The organism is Novosphingobium sp. 32-60-15 (assembly GCF_002280675.1).
GTDB lineage: Bacteria > Pseudomonadota > Alphaproteobacteria > Sphingomonadales > Sphingomonadaceae > Novosphingobium.
In genome coordinates this window covers 1-14996 of record NZ_NCEN01000037.1, presented here as the reverse complement: position 1 = coordinate 14996, position 14996 = coordinate 1, and the positions used below count along the sequence as shown (strand labels likewise).

The window sequence follows — 14996 nt, the reverse complement described above, 5'->3', positions numbered from 1 at the left end:
GAGGTGGGGTTGGGAGGTGAAAAAAGGTCAGTGCATTTATCTATGGCGTGCCAACGGCTCGACGGAGTTCGGCAATGGCGTCAAATATGGCGCGTCACAATAACCGGTCCAGCTGGCGCGCAATTTCCACGCGGCGCTTACCGGACTTGCGCAAACACGGGCGTCAAGACGTGCCAGCGCTGCGCTGGCATTGGCAAGAGCGTGGGCCAATGCTGCATCCCATGGAATGGCCGTGAAGGGTAACGGAGGCTGCGTCATAAGGATGATTATAGACTGAACAATGTATTTCAGTCCACGTGCTTTCATAACCCTTAAAGGATGTCGGCCAGATCCCGACAGGCATTGTGCGGACAGAGGTTTGCCATATGGCTCACCCTCAGCAAGCCCGTTTTGCCCAGATCACCGTGTGCAGGTGCAGTAAGTGCAAATGATCACAGCGGAATTGGCCGATTATCGTTAGCTGCAGAAGGGTTAACAATATTGACGGCACTACCAAAGTGGTTCAGCAATATTGCCTGAAGAATCGCTGCTGAATTCAAGTCCGGGGGGCGCAATGAAGTACCTATTGGTTTCGCTTGTAGCCGCCTCGCTGATCTCGGCTCCGGCTGCGGCAGCACCGAAGCAGGCCAAGCCCTCCAACGCCGAAAAGCTTCAGCGCCAAGCCGCGGCAGATGTTCCGCGCTGCACCCGCAAGCTGGGCACGATCTCCATCATGGACGGTGATGACCCGTCGGGCTGGTCGCAATTCAGCCTTGCACCGCCGCAAAAGCTGCTCAAAGTCATCGTGCAGCGTTCGGGCTGTTTCAACCTGGTTGATCGCGGCAGCGGCCTTAACGCCGCGCGGCTTGAACGTGACATTGGTGCAGGCCTTGGTCTTCAGCGCAAATCGAACGTCGGCCAGAACCAGATCAAAGCGGCTGATTATGTCTTGATCGCCGAAGTGCAGGCATCCAACCGCAATGCGCAGGGCAGTGGGGCAGCCGGTGCCATCGGCGGCATTCTGGGCGGTCCGTTCGGCGGGCTTCTGGGCGGCATTCGCAGCCGCAAGCTTGAGGCGAACACCGTGCTTTCGGTCACGAATGTGCGCACAACCGAAACCATCGCCACGATTGAAGGCTATGCCGCGAAGAACGACATCGGCTTTGGCGGCGGCGGCGCATTCTTTGCAGGCGTTGGTGCTGGCGCGGTTGGCGGCGGTTATGACAGCACGGACATTGGCCGCATCGTGACGTTGGCTTTCATCGATGCCTATTCCAAACTGGTGACGGAGCTGGGCGGCGTTCAGGCCGGCAGCACGGGCACGGCTGAAGCATCGCCAACCAAGAGCTTTGCCGCAATCGCCCCTGTTGCCATGCGCAAGACGGCGGCGGCGGGCGGCGCGGTGATCCGCACATTGCCATCGGGCGCCACGGTCTATCCTACCGGAAACAAGCAGGGCCTGTGGTGGGAAGTTGCCGATGAAAACGACAATGTCGGTTGGGTCCTGAATACCAAGTTGCAACCGGCGCAATAGGCTGAATGTCCCAATACAGCGCTGCGATGTAGGGTCAGGACCACTTAATCTCGCCATTCCGGCGTCCCGCAGGGATTTGACCAAAATGGCCTGCTGCTGCGTTGGATAGTCTTGAAATAGAACCGCTATTCCTGCGCCTATCCGCCTTGCACCAAGCCATTTTGCCTCAAACCTCGAAGGCGGGATTAAGTGGTCCTGACCCTAAGTGTTGCGCAGGGCTTTGATACTTGCCACTTTGCCCAAGGGACTAATCCTTTGGACAGGAGTGACAACAATGACCGACCCAAAAGCAATGATACAAACGATGATTGCATTGGCTTCAGCTTCATTCGGGCTTGTGGCGGCGCTGGCGTGGAATGAAGCGATCAAGGCCACGCTGGCATTATTGGGCATGGGTGACGATCTGGCCGGACTGTACAGTTACGCGATCCTCGCAACCGTGTTGGCGATTGTCGTGCTGAGGCTGTTGGGACAGATGGCGGCGAAAATCGGCGGCGATGCCGAATTTGTACGCGAAGCTGAAGGTTAAAGCGCAAGTTCTCGGATGAATTTTAACTGTCCGGCCAGTGCCTGCACACCATTGGTTCGCCAATGCTTCCAGCGATAGTTGCGGTCACTGGCCGGGCGGTGTTGTTCTTGGGTTATGCGCCGAACATGTACTTTGGTTCATAGCTGTCTATGCGTAAAGAGCCGCGCAACAAGACTTTAGGTAGGAATGGTATTGCCAGCCACTCACACCGGGCAGGGCTGTTTATTATGACCATGACACCATCGCCAGAGTTGAAAGATCGTATCGGCTTTTATGAACTTGAGCGCAATCAGGACAGCTTTGCGCGGCTTGAACGGTTGTTGGAGCGTTCTGTCGATGCCGGATTGGAGCAGTTTTACGAAAAGCTGACGGGCACGCCCGAATTGCAACGGTTCTTTGCCTCACGCGACCGGATAAGCCATGCCCGTTCGGCGCAGCGTGACCACTGGATCCAGTTGTTCCGCAAGGGGCTGGACCAGTCTTATGTGGATCGCACGCGGATCATCGGCAATACCCATGCGCGCATCGGGCTTGAACCGAAATGGTATATCGGTGGCTATGCGCTGATCATGGAGCATCTGATCAACGGGATGATGCTGCGCGGATTTGCGCGGTTCATGCCGGGCCGCCGCCGCATGGCCAAGGATCTGGTCGCATTGGTTAAAGTGGCGATGATCGATATGGACATGGCGCTGTCGGTCTATTTTGCCAAGGCCGAGGAGACCACGCGCGAGATCGTGCTGGGGCAAATGGGCACGGCGCTGAAATCCCTGGCAGACGGTGACCTGACCACGCGGATGACGGGCCTGCCTGAGAGCTATCGTCAGGCCGAGGATGATTTCAACGCCGCCACCGCGCGCCTTGCTGAAACGATCAGTCTGGTATCGCAAGGCACTGAAAATCTGGCCACTTCAAGCAGCGAAATCCGCGCCGCATCGGACAATCTGGCCGAACGGACCGAACGGCAGGCCAGCAACGTGCAGGATTGTGCGCGGGCGATGAACGAATTGTCCGACGGTCTTGGCCGCACGGCACAATCGATGACGCATTTGCGCAAATCTGCAAACGAGGCGGAAAACGAGGCCAATCAGGGCCGAGAGGCCGTGCGCGAGGCGGTGGACGCGATGGCCGATGCGCAGCAAAGCGCGCAAGAGATTGTCCAGATTACAGAAATCATTGATGGTCTGGCGTTCCAGACCAATCTTCTGGCGCTGAATGCGGGCGTTGAAGCGGCGCGAGTGGGCGAAATGGGACGCGGATTTGCCGTTGTGGCCAATGAAGTGCGTGCATTGGCGCAGCGATCATCCGAAGCTGCCGACAATATCAAGCGCTTGCTTTCATCAAGCCGCGAACAAGTGGATCGCGGGGCCGAACTGGTAAAGGGCGCGGGCACTGTGCTGCATTCCATCATCGGCAAAGTGACCGACATCAGCGGCGGGGTTAGCGATGCGGCGCAATTGACGCAGGAGCAGGCCGAACGCGCCAATGACGTGAACCGCGCCATTGCCGAAATGGACGTGATGACACAGCAAAACGCGGCGATGGTGGAGCAAAGCGCTGCGGCGACGCGGAGCATGTCGGATACTACGGGCAAATTGGGCAGTGCGGTGGCGCGGTTCCGCATCACCTTTGGCGGTAGCAGGCAAGGGCAGGCGGCGCACCTGCGCGCGGCCTGACCCGCACTCGGGGCGTGACAGGCGCAATCATCAAGTCTATATTCGGACCGAATTTAGACAGGAGCGCGTCCGGTGGGGTTTGAAACACGCATTAAGCCAATCAGTTACCTTAAAGCCAATAGCGCCGAGGTGATTCGTGAATTGAACGAGGGCGCGCCACCGCTGATCATCACGCAAAATGGCGAGGCCAAGGCGGTGTTGCAGGATGCTGCCAGCTATTACCAGATGCAGGAAACGATGGCGCTGCTGAAGATTCTGGCGATGACGCGCGAGAACATTGCGGCAGGCAAAGTGCATCCGGTTGAAGGGATCATGGAAAAGATCACCGGGAAACGTCCGCCCGATGCCTAAAGCCGAACTGCGCTATTCCGAAGATGCGCGCGCGGACCTTTCCGAGATATTCCAACAGCGCCGCGAACAGCGCGGCGATGAGGGATGGGACGGCGCGCGCGCTTATGTTGCGGCGATTGTCGAGACGATCAGCGGCCTTGCCGACTTTCCCGAACGCGGGCCGATTCCGCCCGAACTGGAAGCGATGGGTGAGCGCAATTGGCGGCAGATTTCACATGCGCCTTACCGGATCATCTACTTGCTTGAGGGCGATGCGGTGACGGTTGCGCTGGTGGCTGATAGCCGCCGCGATTTTGTCAGCCTGCTGCACAAGCGATTGGTGAAAGCGGGCGGAACCTAAGCGATTCCGTATTCGCGCAGCAGATCGGGAATGCGGGTTTTCAATTGAAAGAACCCTTTGCTGCAATGCGGCCAAGCCAGGCGGTCCCATTCGCGCTGGTGTTCGGACAATGTGATGCCTTGGGCGGCAAGGGCAGGGGCGAGTTGTGCCAGTGCCGTGGCTACCGGCCCGACAGGGGCATAGCCGGTGACCACCTGGGTGCAGCCATAGGCGCGGGCGAGCGCTGCGATATCATCGGCATAATCAATTGACGGGCACTGCCAATGCTGCGCAGCACGGGTGAGCGCATCGGACACGGCGATGCGGTCCGGTGTCGAAAGCGCGGGGTGGCGGGTGCTGGCAACGGCGCGGATGTCCAGCACGGGCAGCACGGTTTCAAGCGAACAATCCTCGGCCGTGATGAGCACGAGCGCGGGCTGCGCAGGGTCTGGCGCGCGCGGGTCGCGCGGCGCGCTACGCGGGGGCAGGGGGGTGTCCTGCGGGATCCGCGCTTCGGTGGCGAGGCCTTTGGCGCAAAGCTGCTGGCCGGTCATCGCGGCGATCCGGTCACCATCGGCAAGGTAGGCTTTGCCCGCGGTGTGCAGGCCCGCCACCCAGCGCCAGCTGAGCGTGTTTGAGGCAGGATCGGCGTCAATCAGGCGGTCATAGGTCCAGGCAGCGCCCAGTTGCCATGGCAGGCCGAGCGTGAACGTCCAGATCGAGGCGACCTGCATGCGGGCCCAATTGTGCAAGTACCCCGTTTCGGCCAATTCGCGCGCCCAATGGTCGAACGCGGCAATGCCGGTGCGGCCTTCGATGGCAGCCGCTGCGGTGCGGGCAAGGGCGGGGTTGGCCTGTTGCAGCGCGGCGTGTTCCAGGGTTTGGTCCCACACGCCGGGGCGGGCTTCCAGCCAGCCCTTCCAGTATGTGCGCCAGAACACCTCGGCAATGAATTTCTCTGCGCGATCATAGGGATGCGCGGCAAGAATGGCGCGCACAACTTCATCTTCACCAATCACCCGGCGGCGCAAGGCGGCGGACAGGCGCGACACATCGGCGTGATCCCCATCGGCGCGCACGAAATTGCGGCGCGCCGCATAAGCGGTGCCCGCGCGCGGTGTGAATTGGCCCAGACGGGCAAGTGCATCGTGACGGGTGAGGGGGAGTGACGACATGCGCTCGCCCTTACGGGGCCCGCGCAGGCGCGGCGACGTGGCAGGATGGCCATGTTGTGTTGTGCCGCCTTTGCGGACATCGCCTTGCCTTGTTCTTCAAGGAGCCACCCTATGCCCTTTGCCAATTTGCCCCGCCCGGTGGTGGTGCTGGGCCTTTCGGGGTGGCTGCCGCAAGCGATCTGCCTGTGGTTTGTAATCGGCGGCGGGCCATTGGGGTGGAGCGCCTTGGCGGCGGGGTGCTTTTACGCCGCGCTGATCCTGTCGTTTCTGGGCGGCATGTGGTGGATGACCGCACTGTTGCGCGGCGCGCGCCATGCCGAGATCTATGTTGTGGCGGTTTTGCCGAGCCTGATCGCTTTGGCCGCGCTGCTGCCGTGGACGGTGGGGTGGAACTGGCCGGGACCGGCACTGGTGGTGCTGGGAGTACTATTGCTTGCCAGTCCGTTGGTGGACCGGTGGTTGGCGCGGATGGTGGAATTGCCCGCGGGATGGCTGGCGCTGCGCATGGCGATGGCAGGCGGCCTTGGCATGTTGACGCTGGCGCTGGCCTGGGCCGAGCAGGGTTTGGGCGGGCGTTAGGGTTGTTGATGCAGCTCTTGAACCGGTTTCGCGCAGAGACGCAGAGAAGAAGGCGAGACGCGCAGAGTGCTTTCGGCAAAGCCGCTTTTCAAGCTTAACCGCCACACCTTGCGCAAGTTAGGACCTGCGACAGGCCTTCCGGCCCAAGCCTGTACCTGCGCGTCTCGCCTTCTTCTCTGGGTCTCTGCACGAAACAATCAAACGCCAGAAGGGCAGGCCGACCCTATCGCAAGGGTACGGCACTGCCTTCGACCGGTCAGCTATGCAGATAGACCGCGCGTTCGTGGCTGAAGGCTTTGAACCCGAAGTAGCCGTGGTAGCTGCCGGTGCCGGAATGGTTCACGCCGCCGAACGGCAGGTTGTTTTCCAGATAGTGTGAAAACACGCCGTTGACGGTGACGCCGCCTGACGAGGTTTCATTGAGCACGCGGGCCACGTTGGCTTCATCGGGACTGTAAACATACAGCGCCAAAGGCTTGTCGCGCGACTGGATATAGCCGATCGCCTGATCGAGCGTTTCATAGGTCATGACCGGGATGATCGGCGCGAAGATTTCCTCTTGCAGGATTTTCATCTGCGGGGTGACGTCGGTCAGCATGGTGGGGTGAATGGTCAGGTCTTCCGCTTCGAGGACGCCGCCCGCTGCCACGGTTGCGCCCTTTTCCACCGCATCATCGAACAGCGCCTTTACCCGCGCGAAATTGGCGGGGTTGACGATTTGCGCGATGGAATCCTTTTTGATTGCGCCATCTTCATAAAGGTTGGCTGCCACATTGGTCTTGAACCCTTCAACCAGCGCGGCCTTGTCTTCGGCGCGCACAAAGACATAGTCCGGGCTGATGCAGGCTTGCCCGCCGTTGAATTGTTTTGCTGCGGCCAGTTGCGCCGCCACTTTGGCGATGTCTGCACCCTGATCGACAATGACCGGCGATTTGCCGCCAAGTTCCAGCGTGACGCTGGCCAGATGTTTGGCCGCGGCTGCCATCACGATCTTGCCGACGCGGGTGCTGCCGGTGAAGAAGATGTGATTGAACGGCAATTCGAGCAGCGCGCTGGCGACGCTGACATCGCCCTGCAACACGGCGACTTCGCTTTCGTCAAAGGCATCGGCGATGATCGATGCTGCAACTTTGGCGGTGGCAGGGCACAGATCGGTGAGCTTCACCATGCAGCAATTGCCCGCAGCAACCGCAGCAGCAACCGGTCCCAATGCGAGGCCCAAGGGGAAGTTCCACGGGCCGAGGATCAGGCACACCCCGCGCGCTTCATAGATGATCCGCGCCTTGTCAGCCGGGTTCATCGATGGCGTCACTTCGGTGGGGGTCATCCACGCATCGAGGTTATCGATATTGCGCTGGATATTGCCGGTGACGTTCAGCACTTCGGTCACGCGGATTTCGCCCAGCGGCTTGCGCGTGTCTTCGAGCACGGCAGCGATGATGGCATCGGTGTGCGCTTCGACAGCGGCTTTCAGCTTGGCCAGCTTGGCTTTGCGCTGATCGGCAGAGGTGGCTTTCACCTTCCACTGGTTGGCCTGCTGCAGGGCAAAAATGCGGGCGATGTCGGCGGAAAGATCGGTTGCGTTGGGCTGGGTCTGGGTCATCGGAATACTCGGCCTTGCACGTTTTGGATGGATTGACCCTGCCAACCGCAACGGCGCGAGGCAACGTCAGGCGTCAACGCTTGCCAGTGTGTGAAACGTTAGGCAACCAAACTTTATCAGAACACGCCGACGAACGCCGCCCATGCCGCAAGAGGGCCGAAAATGACCACGATCGAGGTGTAGCCCAACAGATTGCGCAGCATCGCAGGGCGCTCTTCCTCGGGCGAATTGGCGACAATCAGCGCGCCATTGGTCGAGAAGGGCGATGTATCGACAATGGTGTTGGCGATGCAGATGGCGGTGACGACCGCGACGGGGGCCAGGTCTGATCCGGTCAGCAGTGGCACGGCGAGCGGGATCACGACGCCGAGCAGGGCGGTGGAGCTGGCAAAGGTCGAGACGATGCCTGCAAGATAGCACAACAGCAACACGCCAAGCGTTGCCGAACCGACCGTGCCGATCATCATGCTGGCAGCGTCCATCGTGCCCAGTTTGTCCATGACGCTGACATAAATGACGATGCCTGAGATCAACAGGATGGTGGACCAGTCAACGTGTTTGAGCGCGCGTTCTTGGGTGCGCGGGGCGACCACGGACAGTGCGATGATGACCAGCAGCGCCATGAACCCGATGTCGATTTTGAACACCAGCGCGCCTGCCGCCAGCGCGGCCAAACCCGCCAAGGTCCACGCGCCATCGCGATCTAGCGCGGCAGGGGCGGGGGAAGGGTGCGTATCGCCTGGCAAATGCGCGTGGGCAATTTGGGCGCGGCGCGCATAGATCGCCCAGATCATCAGCGCGATAGCTGCGTTGAACGCAGCGCTTGACCAGAACAGGAACATGGGCGCGGGCACAATAGCGTTGCGTTCCAGCACCGTGTTGACGATGCCGCCATAGATTGAAATGGGCGAGAACGAACCGGCCTGCGCGCCGTGCACTGCCATCAAGCCCATCATCAATGGCGAAAAGCCGTGGGCGCGGGCAAAGCGCAGCGCAATGGGCGCGACAATGGCCACCGCTGCAGGGCCAACAGCGCCCAGCGCCGTCAAACCGCCCGCAACAAAAAACACAAGCACCGGCAGAAATGCGGTGTGCGTGCCCAGCGCATAGGCGGTGCGCGCAACCAGCCAGTCAATCGCGCCGTTGCGGCTTGCGATGCCGAACAGATATGTGATGCCAAGCAGGGTCAGGAACAAGTCCGCCGGAAAGCCCGCAAGCACGTCTTTCACGCCCATGCCAGCGCCAAACATGCCAAGGCCCAGCGCGGCAGCAAAGCCGATAAGCCCCATATTGACCGGCAGCCATATTGCAGCGGCAAAGATCGCAATCAGGATAATGACTGACGCGATGATCATGTGTGGGCTTCCCTCTCTCTGGCCAATTTCTATTCACCCAAAACCCGTTCGTTTCGAACGGAGGCGGGTTTATGCCTGGTTTTGGAATAGTGCTTTGTGCTCTTCGCGCAGCACATTCTTTTGCACTTTGCCCATGGCGTTGCGGGGGAGTTCATCGACCACGATGACCGCGCGCGGCGCTTTGAACCGTGCCAGACGGTCCTTCAACGCCGCCGCAATCGCGTCCTGATCCAGCGTTGCGTCAGTGGATTTGACCACCGCCACAACCGCTTCACCCAGATCAGGGTGCGGCACGCCGATGACGGCGCTTTCGGTGATGCCGGGGATTTCGTCCAGAGCAGCTTCGACTTCGGCAGGATAGATGTTGAACCCGCCCGCGATGATCAGGTCCTTGGCGCGGCCGACAATGTGGACGTAGCCTTCGGCATCGATCAGGCCCATGTCGCCTGTGATGAAAAAGCCGTCGGCGCGGAATTCTTGCGCGGTCTTTTCGGGCATTTGCCAATAGCCCATGAACACATTGGGGCCGCGCACTTCGATGCCGCCGATTTCGCCCTGCGGAAGGATTGTGCCGGTGGCAGGATCGGCAATGCGCAACGCCACATCAGGTAGGGGGAAGCCGACGCTGCCGGGTTTGCGAACACCGTCATAAGGGTTCGACGTGTTCATGTTGGTTTCGGTCATGCCATAGCGTTCAAGGATTGCCTGACCGGTCAACGCGCTGAAGTCCTTGTGTGTTTCAGCCGAAAGTGGAGCCGAGCCCGAAATGAACAGCCGCATCGTGGAGGCAAGGTCACGGGTAAAGCCGGGATGGCCGAGTAGCCGGGTGTAGAACGTGGGCACGCCCATCAACACACTGGCTTGCGGCATTAGGCGGACCAGTTCATCGGCATCGAATTTGGGCAGGAAGATCATGGCCGATCCTGCCGCGATGGCGATGTTGGTTGCCACGAAAAGCCCGTGCGTGTGGAAGATGGGCAAAGCGTGGAGCAGGCGGTCATTGGCGGTAAAGCGCCACAGATCGACCAGTGTCAGCGCGTTTGAGGCCAGATTGGCGTGGGCAAGCATCGCCCCTTTGCTGCGTCCGGTGGTGCCCGAGGTGTAGAGGATGGCAGCCAGCATATCGGCGGTGGTGGCTGCGCGTTCGCACGTTTCAGGCTGGCCTTCGGCTGCGGCAATCAACGTGCCGCCGGTGCCATCTGCATCAAGCGTCAGGAGCGCAGGCACGCCGATTTCGGCGCAAAGCGCGCTGAGCGGGGCTTCATCGCCGGTGCGGCAGAGCAGCAGGGCAGGCTGTGCATCGCCCAGAAAATAGCGCAATTCACCCGTGGTATAGCCGGTGTTAAGCGGCAGATAGACCGCACCTGCCTGCAACGCGGCCAGCCATGTCAGCAGTGCGGTTTGGGATTTTTCCACCTGAATGGCGATGCGATCACCGGGCCGAACGCCCTTGGCGCGAAAGGCATTGGCCAGTTGGGCAGAGCGGCGCAGCGCACCATCATAAGTCAATACCGTGCCATCGGCGGCGATCAGGAACGGGGCCTGCGGGGTGGAGGCGCACCGTGCAAGGAACAGCGAAAACATGTCTGACGGATGAGCGACCACAAGGCACCTTGCAATAAATGGATGTGCGCGGTCCCTAAGCCGTCTCGGTCAGTTCGGCAATTTCGAAGGTAAAGCTTTTCCAGCCACGCGTGCGCGCCGCTTCATCGGCAGGTGCGCGTTTGCGGCGGGCTTCTGCCAAGGAACGGGTGTGGCCCCAGAACACTTCGGTCTTTCCGTTTTCCAGCACGGCCACGATCCGCCAATAATGCGTGAATGTGTCCGCGGTGGGCCCGATGGTCTTCACATAACCATCGGGCATCGTCGCTGTCAGGAACCGGCGCTTCTTTGTCATCACACCTTCGGGATAGCGCGTTCGCCCTTGATGCTGAGGCCATACCCTTCGAGCGCGACGAGGTTATGGTGCGAATTGGTGAGCAGGATCATGTCGTGCACGCCAAGGTCGGCAAGGATTTGTGCGCCAATGCCATAGCTGCGCAATTCCATGTCGCGCCCGCCGGTGCCATCAACTTCGCGGATCAGGTGATCGGGTTCGCCCGGCATCAGCAGCACGATCAAGCCTGCGCCCGCTTCGCCGATTTCCGTCATTGCGCGCTGCAAGATGCGCTTGCGCGGGCCGGGGCTGCCGAGCACGTCGGACAGGATCGAAATGGTGTGCATACGCACCAGCGTTGGCTGATCGGTCAGGATCGCACCCTTTTGCAGGACGAGGTGGACCGAGCCGTCCACCTTGTTGCGATAGGTCTTGATCGTCCAGTCGCCGCCGTAATCGGTTTCGAACGGGGCCTGCTGGATGCATTCAACCAAGTGATCGTTGCGGCGGCGATATTCGATCAGATCGCGGATCGTGCCGATTTTCAGCCCGTGCTTGCGCGCGAAGATTTTCAGGTCATCCAGACGGGCCATTGTGCCGTCATCATTCATGATCTCGCAGATCACGCCCGATGGATTAAGACCGGCAAGGCGCGGCAGATCAATCGCGGCTTCGGTATGGCCGGCGCGGACCAGCACACCGCCATCGCGCGCAATCAGCGGGAAGACGTGGCCGGGGGTAACAAGGTCATCCTTGGTCTTGCCGGCGTCAACCGCAACTGCAACCGTGCGCGCGCGGTCAGCGGCGGAGATGCCGGTGTCCACGCCTTCGCGCGCCTCGATGGAAACGGTGAAGGCAGTGCCATGGCGGGTGCCATTGTTGCGCGCCATCAGTTCAAGGCCAAGGTGGCTGGCGCGTTCACTGGTGAGGCACAGGCAAATCAATCCACGCCCGTGCGTTGCCATGAAGTTGATCGATTCAGGTGTTGCCATTTGCGCCGGGATAACCAGATCGCCTTCGTTTTCGCGGTCTTCATCATCCACCAGAATGACCATGCGGCCATTGCGCACTTCAGCGATCATCTCTTCAACCGTGGCGAGTTCGAACTCGTCTTCGTCTTCGCTGTCCATTGCGCGTTCAAGCTTGCTCAGCGTGTCAGCCGTGGGGTTCCATTCGGGCGATAATACATCGCGCAAGGAATTGGGATGAAGCCCGGCGGCACGGGCGAGGGCGGCCCGTGAGATGATGCGGTCTTCGATGAGTTTGCGCGCACGCGCCAAGATGTCCTGTGCCATGGGATTCGCCTTCTCACACTGCGATGATTTCTGTCAAGCGATCTCACATTACAGTGTGAGGTATCGCCCGTCGGGGCAGGTTTGGGCAAAGGAGCGGCTGTGACACTTTACCCGAGGGCAAAGTGTCACAAGCGACAAATGTTGGATTATCAGCGGCGCAAGCCAGATGGGGGATTCCCTTGAATCCCGTTATGTGCTTCCTTGAATCCCGTAATGTTCCATTCCGCCATCACATCTTCGGCAAAAAGCCAGACCGGCGAAATGGCCGCGCTGCTGGATATGCTGGCCCATGCCAGCACGCGCCCGCGCTATGCCTTCATGGTGCTCAGCCTGATTGCCGAAGTGGCCAATGCCGATGGTGAGGCGGGGCCATTTGTAAAGCGGGACCGCCAGATGCACACCTTGCGCGATTGGCTGTGCGATAGCCTCGCGCCGATGGGGGGGCGTGATCCGCGCCGCATTGCCCTGGCCGCGCGGGTTGAGGCGGATCTGACCGCGACCGGCGCATTGCCCAAGGACTCCCGCCAAAGCGCGGCGATGGTTGAACGCGAATTGCGCGACCGCATTCGCGCTTCGGGCAAGACCAACCTGAGCCGTGCGGTGTCTGAACTGGTCGCAGCAGGGCTTTTGCGGCGTTATTATGCGGGCTATGCGGTGGATCATCCCAACCGCGGCGGGCAGCGCAATGCGGTTTATGTGCTGCAAGGGTTGGCTCGGTGCCTGTTGCCCCGGCACAATGCACCACGGGCGGCGGCAATAACGCCCAAGCCCTTGCAAGGCGAATTGCGACTGTTCTGACGGGAACCGTAGCGGCCTGTGCCAGTTGGGGATGTAATGACAACGCCCCAATGGCTTTCACTTGCCACTCTTGCCGGGATGATGGCGCTCTTCGTGTGGGGGCGCTTTCGGTATGACGTGACGGCGGTGATCGCGTTGCTGGCGGCAATGGTTGTTGGCGTTGTCAAACCGGCTGAGGCGTTTTCCGGTTTTTCCGATGATATTGTGATTATCGTCGGGTCGGCGCTGGTCATGTCCGCCGCTGTCCAGCGTTCGGGCCTGATTGACGGGTTGTTGATGCGCATTGCCACGCGTGTGCGCAGCACCACGGGGCAATTGGTCTTGCTCACCACAACGGTCGGCTTTTCATCGGCGTTGATCAAGAACGTCGGCGCGCTGGCCATGCTGATGCCGTCAGCGGTGCAAATGGCGAAGAAAGAGAACCGGTCGCCATCTGTCTATTTGATGCCGATGGCGTTTGCTTCGCTGCTGGGCGGTTTGATGACGCTGATCGGCACATCGCCCAATATCATCGTCAGCCGCGTGCGCGAGGAAATGACCGGCGAACCGTTTCGCATGTTCGATTACTTGCCGACGGGCCTGTTCCTGTTGTTGATGGGCCTTGTCTTCCTCGCGCTCGGTTGGCGTTTGTTGCCGCAAGACCGGCAGGCCACACAAGGGCTGGGCGAGGCGATCGATATTTCGGCCTATGCCATCGAGGCGACGGTGGGGGCAGGTTCATCGGCGATTGACGAGACAGTGACCGAGTTTACCGAACGCCACGAAGACCAGGTGCAAGTGACCGGGCTGTTGCGCGGCGCGATGCGCGGTGCGCCTGATGACGGTGTGGTGATCGAGGCGGGCGACGTCCTTATCCTGACCGGCCATCCCGACGCGTTGGAGCGCGTGATTGCGACAGACCGCCTTGCGCTTGCGGGCGAGGGCAAGGAGGGCAGCGGCGGACCGCCCGATAATGTCGGCGTGATCGAGGCGGTGGTTGGCAGTGATTCCGCGCTGATCGGGCGAACGGCGGGACGGTTGTTGATGCGCGAGCGGCTGGGCATCAATCTGATCGCGGTATCGCGCGCGGGCGAGACGATTACCGCCAAGCCGGGCCAGATTTCTTTGCGCGCAGGCGATGTGATCGTGTTGCAAGGACCGCTCGATGTCTTGCCATCGCGGCTGAAGCAATTGGGCGCGCTGCCTTTGGCCGAACGCCCGATGCGGCTGGGATCGGCGCGCAAGCGCTGGTTGCCCATCGCCATTCTGGCAGTGGCGATGGTGGCTGCGGGAAGCGGGACGGTGCCTGCTGCCGTCGCATTTTTCGCGGCTGCGGCGGTGGCGGTGATCAGCGGCGCGCTGCCGGTGAATGAAGCTTACGAAGCGGTGGAATGGCCCATTCTGATCATGCTGGCGGCGCTGATCCCGGTCAGCGCGTCGTTGCAAACAACAGGGGCGTCGGATGTTATCGCGCAGGGTCTTGCCGAATTTGCGGTGCAATTGCCGGCGTGGGGTGCCGTCGCGCTGATTTTGGTGGCGGCAATGGCGGTGACGCCGTTCCTGAACAATGCGGCAACGGTGCTGGTCATGGCGCCAATCGCGGCGGTTTTTGCATCGGAACTGGGCTATCGGCCAGAGCCGTTCCTGATTGCGACAGCCGTGGGCGCTGGCTGCGATTTCCTCACGCCCATTGGCCATCAATGCAACACGCTGGTGCTGGGGCCGGGCGGTTACCGCTTTGGCGATTACGCGCGATTGGGTGCGCCGCTTTCCGTGCTTGTCGCGGTCTTGGGCACGCCGCTGATCCTCTACTTCTGGCCATTGTAAGCCGCTTCTCTGCCCGAACTTAACATATATCTATACCACATCATGTCTTTCTGATGTTATTTCAGTAACTTGATGGTGATACGCCTGTCCATTGTGTTTCGCCCATAATTTGGACGATCAA

14 protein-coding genes are annotated in these 14996 nt (G+C 60.5%); 8 read left to right on the top strand and 6 right to left on the bottom strand.

What is annotated here, in order from left to right:
- Positions 1 to 553: 553 nt before the first annotated feature.
- From B7Y89_RS17035 to B7Y89_RS17015, 5 genes are all read left to right on the top strand, one after another.
- Positions 554 to 1513, top strand: a complete 960-nt coding sequence (locus tag B7Y89_RS17035) for a CsgG/HfaB family protein (protein WP_292940392.1) — start codon at positions 554 to 556, stop codon at positions 1511 to 1513.
- A gap of 274 nt (positions 1514 to 1787) precedes the next feature.
- On the top strand, positions 1788 to 2042 hold the full coding sequence (locus B7Y89_RS17030) for a DUF5654 family protein (protein WP_292940390.1): 255 nt from the start codon (positions 1788 to 1790) through the stop codon (positions 2040 to 2042).
- Between the two features lie 227 nt (positions 2043 to 2269).
- A complete protein-coding gene (locus B7Y89_RS17025; protein WP_292940386.1) occupies positions 2270 to 3718 on the top strand; it encodes a methyl-accepting chemotaxis protein in 1449 nt (482 codons plus the stop codon).
- Positions 3719 to 3790: 72 nt separating this feature from the next.
- A complete protein-coding gene (locus B7Y89_RS17020) occupies positions 3791 to 4069 on the top strand; it encodes a type II toxin-antitoxin system Phd/YefM family antitoxin (protein WP_292940383.1) in 279 nt (92 codons plus the stop codon).
- On the top strand, positions 4062 to 4409 hold the full coding sequence (locus B7Y89_RS17015; protein WP_292940380.1) for a type II toxin-antitoxin system RelE/ParE family toxin: 348 nt from the start codon (positions 4062 to 4064) through the stop codon (positions 4407 to 4409). The genes B7Y89_RS17020 and B7Y89_RS17015 overlap by 8 nt, the downstream gene beginning before the upstream one ends.
- Here the strand turns inward: B7Y89_RS17015 and B7Y89_RS17010 are convergent.
- Positions 4406 to 5563, bottom strand: a complete 1158-nt coding sequence (locus B7Y89_RS17010; protein ID WP_292940377.1) for an FAD-binding domain-containing protein — start codon at positions 5561 to 5563, stop codon at positions 4406 to 4408. The two genes, B7Y89_RS17015 and B7Y89_RS17010, sit on opposite strands and share 4 nt — an antisense overlap.
- Positions 5564 to 5674: 111 nt before the next feature.
- Between B7Y89_RS17010 and B7Y89_RS17005 the strand changes: the two genes are divergently transcribed.
- A complete protein-coding gene (locus B7Y89_RS17005; protein WP_292940374.1) occupies positions 5675 to 6142 on the top strand; it encodes a DUF3429 domain-containing protein in 468 nt (155 codons plus the stop codon).
- A 256-nt stretch (positions 6143 to 6398) separates the two neighbouring features.
- On the opposite strand, the gene B7Y89_RS17000 is transcribed toward B7Y89_RS17005, so the two are convergent.
- From B7Y89_RS17000 to ribB, 5 genes are all read right to left on the bottom strand, one after another.
- Positions 6399 to 7745, bottom strand: a complete 1347-nt coding sequence (locus B7Y89_RS17000; RefSeq protein WP_292940371.1) for an aldehyde dehydrogenase family protein — start codon at positions 7743 to 7745, stop codon at positions 6399 to 6401.
- Positions 7746 to 7861: 116 nt separating this feature from the next.
- The gene (locus B7Y89_RS16995) at positions 7862 to 9100 is read right to left on the bottom strand and encodes an SLC13 family permease (RefSeq protein WP_292940368.1); all 1239 of its coding nucleotides are present in this window, start codon (positions 9098 to 9100) and stop codon (positions 7862 to 7864) included.
- Positions 9101 to 9169: 69 nt separating this feature from the next.
- On the bottom strand, positions 9170 to 10684 hold the full coding sequence (locus B7Y89_RS16990; RefSeq protein WP_292940365.1) for a malonyl-CoA synthase: 1515 nt from the start codon (positions 10682 to 10684) through the stop codon (positions 9170 to 9172).
- 55 nt (positions 10685 to 10739) lie between these two features.
- Entirely contained in the window at positions 10740 to 10997 is a 258-nt protein-coding gene (locus B7Y89_RS16985; protein ID WP_292940362.1) for a hypothetical protein, read from the bottom strand.
- On the bottom strand, positions 10997 to 12271 hold the full coding sequence (gene ribB, locus B7Y89_RS16980) for a 3,4-dihydroxy-2-butanone-4-phosphate synthase (protein ID WP_292940359.1): 1275 nt from the start codon (positions 12269 to 12271) through the stop codon (positions 10997 to 10999). The genes B7Y89_RS16985 and ribB overlap by 1 nt, the downstream gene beginning before the upstream one ends.
- A gap of 213 nt (positions 12272 to 12484) precedes the next feature.
- On the opposite strand from ribB, the gene B7Y89_RS16975 reads away from it, so the two are divergent.
- Entirely contained in the window at positions 12485 to 13069 is a 585-nt protein-coding gene (locus B7Y89_RS16975) for a hypothetical protein (RefSeq protein ID WP_292940355.1), read from the top strand.
- A gap of 36 nt (positions 13070 to 13105) precedes the next feature.
- The gene (locus B7Y89_RS16970; protein WP_366416422.1) at positions 13106 to 14875 is read left to right on the top strand and encodes an SLC13 family permease; all 1770 of its coding nucleotides are present in this window, start codon (positions 13106 to 13108) and stop codon (positions 14873 to 14875) included.
- Positions 14876 to 14996 lie beyond the last annotated feature (121 nt).